8 protein-coding genes are annotated in these 12,356 nt (G+C 65.9%); 1 reads left to right on the forward strand and 7 read right to left on the reverse strand.

What is annotated here, in order from left to right:
- Nucleotides 1-41: 41 nt before the first annotated feature.
- From JAB4_RS14670 to JAB4_RS14690, 5 genes are read right to left on the reverse strand one after another with little or no spacing between them, the layout of a single operon-like run.
- On the reverse strand, nucleotides 42-3,536 hold the full coding sequence (locus JAB4_RS14670) for a PAS domain S-box protein (protein WP_070217869.1): 3,495 nt from the start codon (nucleotides 3,534-3,536) through the stop codon (nucleotides 42-44).
- Nucleotides 3,533-4,675, reverse strand: coding sequence for an FIST N-terminal domain-containing protein (locus tag JAB4_RS14675; protein WP_070217871.1), 1,143 nt, complete (start codon nucleotides 4,673-4,675; stop codon nucleotides 3,533-3,535). Before JAB4_RS14675 ends, JAB4_RS14670 begins: the two co-directional genes overlap by 4 nt.
- 14 nt (nucleotides 4,676-4,689) lie before the next feature.
- On the reverse strand, nucleotides 4,690-5,748 hold the full coding sequence (locus JAB4_RS14680) for an HD domain-containing phosphohydrolase (protein WP_070217873.1): 1,059 nt from the start codon (nucleotides 5,746-5,748) through the stop codon (nucleotides 4,690-4,692).
- Between the two features lie 49 nt (nucleotides 5,749-5,797).
- A complete protein-coding gene (locus JAB4_RS14685) occupies nucleotides 5,798-6,301 on the reverse strand; it encodes a chemotaxis protein CheW (RefSeq protein WP_070217875.1) in 504 nt (167 codons plus the stop codon).
- Between the two features lie 60 nt (nucleotides 6,302-6,361).
- A complete protein-coding gene (locus tag JAB4_RS14690) occupies nucleotides 6,362-7,264 on the reverse strand; it encodes a sensor domain-containing diguanylate cyclase (protein WP_070217877.1) in 903 nt (300 codons plus the stop codon).
- A 469-nt stretch (nucleotides 7,265-7,733) separates the two neighbouring features.
- On the opposite strand from JAB4_RS14690, the gene JAB4_RS14695 reads away from it, so the two are divergent.
- Nucleotides 7,734-9,392 carry a PAS domain-containing methyl-accepting chemotaxis protein gene (locus tag JAB4_RS14695; protein WP_070308426.1) on the forward strand — a complete coding sequence of 553 codons (1,659 nt, stop codon included), beginning with the start codon at nucleotides 7,734-7,736 and terminating at the stop codon, nucleotides 9,390-9,392.
- 40 nt (nucleotides 9,393-9,432) lie between these two features.
- Here the strand turns inward: JAB4_RS14695 and JAB4_RS14700 are convergent, their stop codons facing one another.
- Nucleotides 9,433-10,719 (reverse strand): DUF445 domain-containing protein, encoded by a 1,287-nt coding sequence (locus JAB4_RS14700; RefSeq protein ID WP_070223664.1) that lies wholly within the window; start codon nucleotides 10,717-10,719, stop codon nucleotides 9,433-9,435.
- A gap of 59 nt (nucleotides 10,720-10,778) precedes the next feature.
- Nucleotides 10,779-12,176, reverse strand: a complete 1,398-nt coding sequence (locus tag JAB4_RS14705) for an amino acid permease (RefSeq protein WP_070223661.1) — start codon at nucleotides 12,174-12,176, stop codon at nucleotides 10,779-10,781.
- Nucleotides 12,177-12,356: the final 180 nt, after the last annotated feature.

Consider the following 12,356-nt stretch of genomic DNA (forward strand, 5'->3'; position numbering starts at 1 on the left):
TACAGGATAGCAAGAGCTTGTTTAAAAAATTATGATCTACATCAAGTTTGGCCGGATGCGTGCAGCATATGGCTTGCCGCCTGGATGGCCGCCTCCGTTTCCTGCACAAACAGGCGCAACTGCTCTTCCAGCGCATCGAGGCGCGCCAGCAACGCGCCCTGCGGCGCCTTGGCCGCTTCGCGCTCGATGGCGGCGGCGATGGCGACGGCCGGCGCGGCGCGGAAGTTGGCCAGCAGGCCGGCCAGGGTGTGGGCTTGCCGGCTCACGGTGGCCCGGTCGCCTTCCCGCATGGCCGCCCGCAAGGCATCCAGCTGCGCCGGCAGGGCGGTCAGGAACGATGCGCCGATGATGCCGATCACGTCGGCATCGGCCTCGGCCAGCGCGGCCCCGTAGACGAAGCGCGGCGTGTGCTTGTTTATTTGCAGCACATGCTGCTCGATCAGACTGTGGAAGGCGGCCGCGCGGAACGGCTTGGACAGGTAGTCATCCATGCCGCCGGCGATGCAGCGTTCGCGGTCGCCTTCGAAGGCGCTGGCCGTCATGGCGATGATGACGCTTCTCGGCATGCCTTGCGCTTCGCGCGCGCGTATCTGCGCGGTGGCTTCGAAACCGCCCATTTCCGGCATTTGCAGGTCCATCAGGATCATGTCGAAATGGCCGGCGGCCTGGCAATCGAGGGCGATGCGGCCGTTGGCCGCATGCGTGACGCGGTGGCCCGCGTTCGACAGCAGCACGGTGGCCAGTTCGCGGTTCATGGCGTTGTCCTCGACGAGCAGGATGTCCAGGCCGGGCGTGCCTTCGCTTACGGTCTGGCGCGTCGCCACGGGCGCGGCGCTGGGCATGCCGCGGCAGGTGCCCAGCACGCTCATGGTGACGGCCAGCAATTCCTCTGGACTGGCAGGCTTGAGCAGGTAGCCGTCGATGCCCAGTTCGCGGCAGCGCGCCGCGTCGCCCAGGCTGCCGCAGGACGACAGCACGACGACGGGCACCTGGCTCCAGTGGGGCAGGGAGGACAGCGCCGATGCCGTGTCGAAGCCATTCATGCCGGGCATGGCGAAGTCCATGATGATGCAGTCCGCCGGCAAGGCGCCGCGGCAGTGCTCCAGCGCCGCCTCGCCGGACTCGCAGGCCGTGACCATGGCGCCGCTGTGCTCGAAGATCCGGCGCAGGATGGTCAGGCTGCTGGGATTGTCGTCGACCACCAGGATGGCGCGTCCCGCCAGCGAGGCACCGGGCGACGGCAAGGACTGCTGTTCGCCGATGGGCAAGGCCAGGTCCACGGTGAAGCAGCTGCCCTTGCCCAGTTCGCTCGACAGGCCGATGCGGCCTCCCATCATCGTCACCAGGCGGCGCGTGATCGACAGGCCCAGGCCCGTGCCGCCGAAGCGCCGCGTGGTCGAACCGTCTTCCTGCTGGAAGGCGTCGAAGACGGCCTCCTGCATGTCGGCGGCGATGCCGATGCCGGTGTCGCGCACGCACAGGCGCAGGCGGGCCATGCCGTCGCCGCTGGCGCGCAGCCTGGCGCTGACGACCACCTCGCCCTGCGGCGTGAACTTGATGGCGTTGCCCGCCAGGTTGGTCAGTACCTGGCGCAGCCGGCCCGGGTCGCCGAGCAGGGTGTGCGGCAGCGCGGGATCGACGTCGAGCAGCAGTTCCAGGCCGCTGGTCTGCGCCCGCATGGCGTGGGCGCGCATGGTTTCCTGCAGCAACCGGTGCAGGTCGAAGGGGATGCTTTCCAGGGTCAGCATGCCCGCCTCGATCTTCGAGAAATCGAGGATGTCGTTGATGATGCACAGCAGGGCGTCGGCCGAGGCCTTGACGATTTCCAGGTACTTGCGCTGGTGGGCATCGAGGTCGGAATCGAGCACCAGGTCCGTCATGCCCAGGATGCCGTTCATCGGCGTGCGGATCTCGTGGCTCATGTTGGCCAGAAATTCGCTCTTCGAGCGGCTGGCCGATTCGGCCACTTCCTTGGCCAGCAGCAGCGCGCGCTCGGCCGCCTTCTGACTGGAAATGTCGACGATGGTGCCCACCAGACCGTGCAGGCTGCCGTCGGACTTCAGCAGGGCCGCCTTGCTGCACAGGACATCGACCTGCCGCGTGCCGACGATCACCCGGTCTTCATATGTGTGGTTGCCCCGGTCCTGCAGCAGCGCCACGTCGTGCTGCCGCGCTTGCTGCGCCTGCTGCTGCGGCAGGATGTCCGCCACCGTCAGGCCCGCGATGCGCGCCTGGTCGAGATGGAAGAAGGCGCAAAAGGCGCGGTTGGCGCGCAGGTAGCGGCCGTGCACGTCCTTCAGGTACAAGGGGATGGGAATGGTCTCGATCAGCGCATCGACGAAGTTGAGGTTGTGCCGCAGCTCGCGCGCCGCCTGGCGCCGCTCCGTGATGTCCGTCAGGCTGCCGGTGATGCCGGCCAGCTGCCCCAGGCCATCGCGTTCGGCGCGCGCGCACACGTCGATCCAGCGCACGTCGCCGTCGCGGGTGACATAGCGCGCTTCATGGCGCATGCTGTCCACCTGGCCGCCCAACAGCTGGGCCAGGCCGGCCGCGGCGCGCTCGCGGTCGCGCGCATCGACGAATTGCAGGATATGCTTGCCCAGGCTGTCGGCGGCGTCGAAGCCGGTGATGGTGTGCCAGGCGGGATTGAGGAAGGTCCAGGCGCCGCGCAAATCCGTGCGGAAGACCACCTCATTGAGGCTGTTGACGACGTTGCGGTATTCGCGCTCGCTTTTCGCGATGGTCTCGGCCATGCGCTTGCTGTCGCTGATTTCCGTGCGGATGGCGATGTACTGGTATGGCTTGCCGGCCGCGTCGAGGAAGGGCACGATGGTGGCGTCCACCCAGTATTGCCCGCCATCCTTGGCGTGGTTGCAGATTTCGCCATGCCAGACCCGGCCGGCCGTAATGGTTTGCCACATCTGCGCAAAGAAGGCGTCCGTATGCGTGTGCGAGTTGATCAGGCGGTGCGTCTGGCCGACCAGCTCTTCGCGCGCGAAGCCGCTGATGGCGCAGAATTTGTCGTTGACGTAGATGATGACGCCGGCCGTATCGGTGACGCTGATAATGGCGTGCTGGTCCATCGCAAAGCGCTGGTTCTGCAGTTCGATGCGGCGCAGCTCCTGCTGCGCCACCAGTTCGGCCAGCAGCACCGACAGGCCCTCGATATCGCCTTCCTGCGGCAGGTGCAGGCCGGATTCGTCGTTGTCGAGCAGGCGCACGGCCGCCACGCGCAGCGACTGGATCACGCGGTTGCGGCTGGCCAGTTCCGTACGCAGCAGGTCATTCGTCATGCTCAGTTCATTCGAACTCAGTTCCAGGCTGCGCGAGCGCAAGTCCAGGTCGCGTTCGGACTGATCGTAGGCGCCGTCGATGCGCTGCAGCAGGGCTGGCAAGCCGGCCAGGAAACCGGCCAGTTCACGCGGCGTGTCCGCTTTCCCGCACAGTGCCTGCGCCTGTTCCAGCAAGGCGGCGCAGGCGCTTTCCGAGTCGATATCGCAGACGCGGTTCAATTGGCGGGCGAGGGTGCGGTTCATGCTTCGCTCAACACAGTCACGGTCATCGTCTGGTTGTGCAGCTGGCATGCGCCATGCGGCTGGGCGATGCCGATTTCGCCGTTGGAGTAAAAACCGGCGATACAGGACGCGCCGCCCAGCAGGTCGGCCACCGCTTCGACCTCTTCCTCGGCCCGGTCGCCCATCACCAGCTTGCGGCCCACGCAGCTGACCAGCAGGGCCAGCTGGTCGCCCTGCGCATCGGCATGGGGCACGACGCCGCGCGCGGCCGTCTCGGCCCCGTCGATCAGCCGGTTGGTACTGGAATGCATGAGCTTCAGGTAGCCGTCGGCGAGGATGTCGCCGGCCAGGGTCAGCGAACCCTGTTCTTCGTCGACGGCGAGGATGGTGCGGAAGACATTGCTTTTTTCATGCGCGGCCGTGAGCATTTCAAACGGGAACAGCAGGCCCGACGCGGGCAGATCGCGCGCATGGTCGCCCAGGTACAGCTTGTAGATGTCGAGCGCCCGCGCGCCATCGAGGCCATACAGCACGTTGTCGACGCAGCGCGTCACCTTGCGCGCGGGGCCGAACGCTTCCCAGCCCGCATGGCTGCCGTAGCCGAGGCGGATATGCTCGCCGTACAGGCCGACGGCGACGATGGTATTGTCGGCCGCGCCGCGCGGACCCAGGGTCCAGGTCTGGCGAAAGGCGCCGCCGTCCGCCGCCAGCCCGCCCGACACCGTCACGCCCGGCGGCAGGTTCGCCTGCAGGCCGGCGATGAGGGCGCTGCCGTTGATGGCCACGCCCGTGCCCAGCATGAAGACGGCCGTCAGACCGTCCTGCGGCAGCGCCTGCGCCAGGCGCTCGCCCGCCTCGTGCGAGTCCGCCATGTCGCAGATGATGGCGTCGGCAATCGCCACCGTCGTGCGGGCGAAGCGGATGGCCGTGATGACGCAGCTGTCGTCGTAGACGCGCTTGCCGGCGATCTCGCCAGCCGTGGAGCAGCCGGCGATGACGGCGCCGGGCAGCTGGCGGCGCAGCGCCGCGTTCAGGCCGGGCGTGGCAAAGTAGGGGCAGGCGCCGAACACCAGCACCAGGTCGGGCGCCATCGCGGCCAGGGGCGCCAGGGCGGCATCGAAGTCGGCATGGTTTTTCAGGATCAGTTGTTGCACGCGCATGGCGGGCTCCTCGCTTACAGTGGGTGGGCGTGTTGCGGGACGGGGTCAGGCAGGCTGTCGCGGATGGCCAGCACCTCGTCCCAGGCGCCCAGGAAGGCGTCGAGGCAACGCGGGCAGAAATGGCTGCCCCTGTTTTGCTCCAGGTACTGGCGCGCCTGAGCCAACGGCCAGGCCGGCTTGTACGGGCGCTCCGAACTCAGCGCGTCGAAGACGTCGGCCACGGCGACGATGCGCGCCGACAGCGGTATCTGCTCCTCCGCCAGGCCGTCCGGATAGCCGCTGCCGTCGTATTTTTCGTGGTGGCCGCAGGCGATTTCCTCGGCCAGGCGGATCAGCGGCGAGTCGCTGCCGGCAAGGATATGGCCGCCGATTTTCGCGTGCTGGCGCATGATGGCCATCTCATCGGGGTCCAGCCGCCCCGGCTTGAGCAGGATATGGTCGGGCGTGGCCAGCTTGCCCACGTCGTGCATGGGCGCCGCCTTGAGCAGCAGGTCCTGCCATTGTGCGTCGAGGCCCAGCTCCCTGGCGATCAGCGCCGAGTAGCGCGCCATGCGCATGATGTGGGCGCCCGTTTCGGGGTCGCGGAATTCGGCCGCCCGCGCCAGGCGCGTGACCAGTTCCATCTCCCTGGCCGTGACGTTGGCGATCGCCTGTTCCACTTCGTGTTCGAGCAGCTTGGCGCGGTCGGCCAGCATGGTTTGCGCCGTGCGCAGGGCCAGCAGGTTGCGCACGCGCAGGCTGAACTCGATGGTGTCGACGGGCTTGGTGAGAAACTCCGTCACGCCCAGCGAAAAAGCCTGCTTGCGCACTGCGTGGTCGTTTTCGGTGGTCACCATGATGATGGGGATGTCGGCCATGCTCGGCATCTTGCGGAAAATGCTGAGGAACTCGTTGCCCGACAGGCTGGGCATCCGGTAGTCGAGCAAGACAAGGTCCGGCACATGCGACTCGCACCAGTACAGCGCATCGACGGGATCGTTCATGCAGACGGGTTCGATGCTGCTGGCCTTGCCCGCCAGGGTCGCCAGCAGGCTCAGGTTGGTGTCGTTGTCATCGACGATCAGGATGCTCATGGTGTCTCCGGCGGGGCGGGTTCGGGTGGTGGCGTGGCTGGTGGCTGGCTCAGGCCGCCAGTTTTCCGCCGGCGTGCATGCCCATGCCCGCCAGCAGGCTGTCGATGTCGAGCACGATCAGCATGCGCTCGTCGAGGGCGCCGATGGCCGTCACGTGGCCGGCCATGGCTGAACCGTGCAGCTGCGGCGGCGGCTTGATCTGCGCCGGCGCCAGCGGCACCACGTCGGCCACGCGGTCGACCACGATGCCGGTGGCGCCATGCGCGAAGATCAGGATGATCACCACGGTCGAGGCGTCGTACGCGGGTTCGGCCTGGCCCAGCGCGATGCGCAGGTCGACCAGCGGCACGATGCTGCCGCGCAGGTGGATGAACCCCTTGAGGAAGGCGGGTGCGTTGGCGATGCGGGTGACGGCGCCGTAGCCGCGGATTTCCTGCACCAGGCCGATGTCGATCGCATATTCTTCCTTGCCGAGTCCGAAGACCAGCAATTCCCGGGCATCCGCTTGCGCCAGCTGGCTCGCTGCTGCGGCATGTGTCGTGATGGTTTCCATGTGCTTGCTCCTGTCAGGTGCTGCGTGATGCATGAAACTGCGAAGGGTGTCGGGCGGGATTCAAGCCTGCTCGACGCGGTTGCGGCCATTGTTCTTGGCCTGGTACAGCGCGGCATCGGCTTGCATGAAGGCCGCCTTCCAGTCGCCGTTGTCGGGCAGCGGCGCCATTCCGATGCTGATCGTCACCGGAATGGACAGCTTGCCGAACTCGAAACGCGTCTCTTCCACGGCGCGGCGTATGCGCTCGGCCACCTGGCAGGCCATGCTCATGTTCGTATGCGGGAACAGGAAACCGAATTCCTCGCCTCCCACGCGGGCGACGACGTCCGAGGCCCGCGCCTGGAACTGGAACACGGCGGCGATGGTTTGCAGGACGGCATCGCCGGCGGCATGGCCATGCTGATCGTTGACGAGTTTGAAGAAGTCGATGTCGGCGATGCCGATGGCCAGTGGGGTGTGGGCGCGTCTGGCACGCGCGGCCGCGCGCACGGCTTCGACCTCGAAGGCGCGGCGGTTGGGCAGATGGGTCAGCGGGTCGCTCAGGGCGATGCGCTGCAACTGCTGCCAACGGGCCGCATTCTGCTGTTCGAGCGCGCGCTCGCGGCGCTGGTCGATGAAAAAGGCGCCCATGTAGTTTTCGTCGCCGAGCTTGCCCAGGTCCATGGCCTTGAGCACGATGGGCAGCATGGAGCCGTCGTGGTGGCGAATGGCGAAATGGCGTTTGTGCCCGAGTACCCTGGACTTCTTTTCGCCGGCCAGATAGGCGCCGATCTGCGCGCCATGCTGCTCGCGCACGGCATCCGGCAGCAGCGCCTCGATCTGCTGGCCCGCCAGGCTGCCCTGCGCATAGCCGCTCAGCGCATACATGGCGTCGTTCGCATACTGGATGCGTGAAGCGGTGTCGATGATGACGGCAGCGTCTTCTGCGGCGTCGAGCAAGCGCAAGGCCAGGACTTTATTCATGCGTATCTCCATTGGTGCGGATTTCCCGAGTGGCGAAAGGCACGATGTCGTCGCATCGTTTTCGTTTCCCCATGTCAATCATCATACCTCAAATAAAATAGAATGCAATGAATTTCATGATTTTAATGATTTGTGTTTGCCGCACAACTGCCGTCTTGTTTGCAATATTACCTCGCAACGTTGTGTTTTCCCTCTGTCCGAGACGAAAATCTATCCATTTGTCATCATTTCAAAAGTGATAAATTCGTTTATATTTTTCATTTAAATGTTGTAATTGGTTAAATCATGGGGCAAAATGAATTTGATCTAAATCAAAAAGATGGCAAATAGAGGCAAGTTGTTGGCAAGGCGCCTCTCGCCACTTGTCAGGATCTGTGCAGGAAAGAGCAGTGTTGTTCAGGCCAGGGCGCGAGCCCGCTTCTTTTCGGGTGGCGCCGCCATTCGCTTGTGTAGGACAGGGGAGACAGAAATGCGTACAAATATGCCGGTAACGAACAAGGAATATGTGCTTCATGACGGTCAGACGGTGGTATCGAAGACTGACCTGAAGGGCAACATCACCTATGTCAACCAGGATTTCATCGATATCAGCGGCTTTTCGGCCGAGGAGCTGATCGGCGCGCCGCAAAACATCGTGCGCCATCCGGATATGCCGGCCGAGGCCTTCGCCGACTTCTGGCGCACCATCAAGAGCGGCAAGGCGTGGACGGGCATGGTCAAGAACCGCTGCAAGAATGGCGATTACTACTGGGTGGAAGCGAATGCCGCGCCGATGCTGGAAAATGGCCAGATGGTGGGCTACACCTCGATCCGCGTCAAGCCCAGCCGGGAACAGGTGGCCGCTGCCGAGCAGGCATACCAGGCCATCAAGCAAGGCGGCACGACGCTGGAAGTGCGCGAGGGCGTGGCCGTGCACCGCTCGCTCCTGCGGCGCCTGAATCCGCTGGCGCAATTGACGCTGCGCGCCCGGATGTCTCTCGTGTTCGGCTCGCTGGCGCTGCTGTTCGTTGCCGCGCCGGCCATCTCCTATGTGGCGTCGGGACACGCCGGCATGCCGATGCTGTTCAGCACTCTCTGCGGCGTGGTGTCGTGCGCGGCCGGCGGCTACACCGTGCAGCGCGCGGCCGTGGTGCCGCTGGAGCGCATGCGCGGCGATATCGAGCGCATGAGCGCGGGCGACCTGTCGGGCAACATCAGCGCCAGCGGCAACGACGAACTGACGGCGGTGGCGCAGGCGCTGCGCGTCCTGCAGACGAACGTCAAGCTGCTGGTCGGGCAAATCAAGGAATCGACGGGCGTGGTGGGCCGCGGCGCGGAGGAAATCGCCGCAGGCAATGCGAACCTGTCGCGGCGCACGGAGTCGCAGGCCAGCGCGCTGGAAGAGACGGCGTCGTCCATGGAAGAACTGACCGGCACGGTCAGGCAGAATGCCGACAATGCGCGCGAGGCGAACCGCCTCGTCAATACCGCCTCCGAGACCGCGCACAAGGGCGAACAAGCCATGTCGCAGGTGATTGCCACCATGGGTTCAATCCAGGACAGCTCGCGCAAGATCGTCGACATCATCGGCGTGATCGACGGCATCGCCTTCCAGACGAATATCCTGGCGCTGAATGCGGCCGTCGAGGCGGCGCGGGCCGGGGAACAGGGGCGCGGCTTTGCCGTGGTGGCGTCCGAGGTGCGCAGCCTGGCGCACCGCTCGGCGCAGGCGGCCAAGGAAATCAAAGTGCTGATCGGCGATTCGGTGGACAAGGTGGGGGCGGGCAGCCGGCTGGTGCAGGATGCCGGCAAGACGATGGGCGATATCGAGCAGTCGGTGCGCCAGGTGGCCGGCTACATGGCGGACATTACGGCGGCCAGCCAGGAGCAGAGCGAGGGTATCGAACAAATCAACCAGGCCATCACGCAGATGGACGACGTGACGCAGCAAAATGCGGCCCTGGTCGAGCAGGCCGCCGCCGCCGCGGCCGGCATGCAGCAGCAGGCCGTGCAACTGGCGACGCTGGTCGATTCCTTCCAGCTGGTGCGCAGTGTGGCGGCCGGCGCGGCGGCCCGGCCGGCAGCCCGGGCTGCCGCGCCGCGCAAGCAGTTATCAGTGACGAGCCTGCTGAAACCGCAGCTGGCGTGATGCCGCGCCAGGCGCTGGCGCTGGCGCTGGAAAAGCCCGCTTACACCGCCTGGCTGGCGGCGTAGATCAGCAGGCCGGCCAGGCCGCCCACGATGGTGCCGTTGATGCGGATGAACTGCAGGTCGCGCCCGATGGCCAGTTCGATGCGCTCGCTCATTTCTTCCTTGCTCCACAAGTCCAGGCGGGCGGCGATGAAGGCGCCCACCTCGCCCCGGTAGCGTCGTACCAGCGCGCCGCTGCCGGCGACGATGGCGCCGTTCAGCCATGCCCGGGCATGCTCGTCCTTGCCCAGCACCTGACCCGTGTTGCGCGCCAGGCTGGCGACGGCTTGCGCCAGCACGGGCGCGTCGGCGTGCAGGTCGGCCAGCAGGCGCGCGCGGATGGCGTCCCACAGCTCGCCCAGCATCGCTTGCACCGTATCGCTGGCGATCAGCTGCAGCTGGTAGCGGCGCACCGTGTCCTGCCACTGCGGATCGGCCTTCAGGTGCAGCGCGCTGTCGGCGATCCAGCCGGCGATGCGCTGGCGCAGCGGGTGAGCCGGGTCGATGCGCACGGCGAGCGCGAATTTTTGCAGCGAAGCGATCATGCGCGGCTCGTACGCCTTCACGGCCTTTTTCACCAGCGTGTTCTCGATCTGGAAGGCGCCCAGCACAAAGTCGCCGATGGCGGCGTGGTGCGCCTCGTCGTCCAGGTAGGCGGCGCCCCGGTCGAGCAGGAAGTCCAGCAGCTGCTGCGGCTTGCCGTCGGCGATCAGTGCGTCGATGCAGTCGGCCGCCACGTCCGATACATTCAATTGACCGAGGTAGGCGCTGGCCTGCTCGCGCAGCAGCTGCCCCAGCTTGTCGTGGTCGGCCATCGCCAGCAGCTGTTTCACCACGCCCGCGCTGGCCATGCCCAGCTGCCGCGCATGGACCTCGTCACTGAGCCAGGCGCCCAGGCGGGCAGCGGGATCGGCTTGCACGATGCGCTCGGCGATGCCTTGCTCGGTAATGAAATGGTTTTCCACGAAGGCGCCCAGGCTGCGCCCGATATCCGCCTTGCTGTTCGGGATGATGGCCGTATGCCACAGGGGAATGCCGAGCGGGTGGCGGAACAGGGCGACGACGGCGAACCAGTCGGCGATCGCGCCCACCATCGATGCTTCGGCGAATGCCTCCACATAGCCCCATGCGGGATGGCCGCCCCGTTGCGAGCGGGCAACGGCGAAGACCAGCGCGGCCAGCAGCAGCAGGCCGGCGGCCAGCCACTGCATGTTGCGCAGGCGCGCGCGCTTGAGCTGGTCCGTGCTCTGGTCCAGCTGGGCGATAAGGTCGGGGGAAGGTTGCATGGATGGCGGTCTGCACAGTTGCGTGACCGCCATCTTACTGCGATGGCGCAGTGACGCGCTTACTGTTGCGGATGCAGCAGCGAACGGCGGCGCGCGTAGCCGAAATAGATGGCCAGGCCGATCACCAGCCAGATGGAAAAGGCCATCCAGGTGACCCAGCTGAGGAAGGTCATCAGGCCTACGCACAGGATCACGGCCAGCGCCGGCACGAACGGCACGCCGGGGCAACGGAAGGCGCGCGGCAGGTCGGGACGCTTCTTGCGCAGCACCACCACGGCGACGGAGACCATGGTGAAGGCGGCCAGGGTGCCGATGTTGATCAGCTCGGCGAGGATGTTGAGCGGAATCGTGGCGGCGATCAGGCCGAAGACGATGCCGACCAGCCAGGTGGCGAAGAACGGCGTGTGGAAGCGCGGGTGCACGGTCGACAGGCGCTTGGGCAGCAAGCCGTCGCGCGACATGGCGAAGATGATGCGCGTCTGACCGAAGGCCATCACGAGGATCACGGTGGTCATGCCGAGGATGGCGCCCAGATCGACGAAGCCGGCGATCCAGTTTTCGCCCGCATATTGCAGGGCCAGGGAGACGGGATGGTCGACGCCGAGGAATTTCTGGTACGGCACGATGCCCGTCATGATGGCCGACACCACCACGTACAGCACGGCGCACACGGCCAGTGAACCGATGATCCCGATAGGCAGGTCGCGCGACGGTTTCTTGACTTCCTCGGCGGCCGAGGTGACGGCGTCAAAGCCGATGAAGGCGAAGAAGACGAGGGCGGCGGCGCTCAGCATGCCGTGGTAGCCGAACGGCATGTAGGGTTGCCAGTTGGCCGGCTGCACGTGGCGCGCGCCGAAGATGATGAACAGCAGCACCACGCCCACCTTGATGGCCACCATGATGTTGTTCAGGCGCGCCGATTCGCGCACGCCCCAGCCCAGCATGGCCGTCAGCAGCAGCATGATGACGAGGGCCGGCAGGTTGATGAAGGTCGTCACGCCGGGCAGGGCGCCCGGTGCGGCCGTCAGGGCCACGGGCAAGGTGATGCCAAAGCCCGACAGCAGCGACTGGAAATAGCCGGACCAGCCGACGGAGACGGCGGCCGCGGCCAGGCCGTATTCGAGCAGCAAGTCCCAGCCTATCATCCAGGCCGCCAGCTCGCCCAGGGTGGCATAGCTGTAGGTATAGATGGAGCCGGCCACTGGCACGGTGGAGGCGAATTCCGCATAGCACAGGGCGGCGAAGCAGCAGGCGACGGCCGCCACGACGAAGGACAGCGACAGGGCGGGGCCGGCCGTCAGCGCGCCCGTGCCGGTGAGTACGAAAATACCGGTGCCGACGATGGCGCCGATGCCCATGAGCACAAGGTCGAACGGCCCCAGCACCTTGGCCAGACCTCCCGGCTTCTTGCTGTGGGCAATCATGTCATCCAAATTCTTGGTTCTAAATAAGCTCACTGTGTCTCCTGGTGGTTTTTGTCATGGCGCCATTGCCGCCTCGTGAGTAGCACGACGCAGCCAGATTCTAGCCCACGCGCCCGTGATTCTAGAAGGAAAACCGTACGCTACCGTGCGCGCCAGCCCTGTCAACTTGCCCGGCAGGCAAAAAAACAGCCCCGGACGGTGGGCCGGGGCTGG

The sequence above is a fragment of the Janthinobacterium sp. HH102 genome (assembly GCF_001758625.2).
Classification (GTDB): Bacteria; Pseudomonadota; Gammaproteobacteria; order Burkholderiales; family Burkholderiaceae_D; genus Janthinobacterium.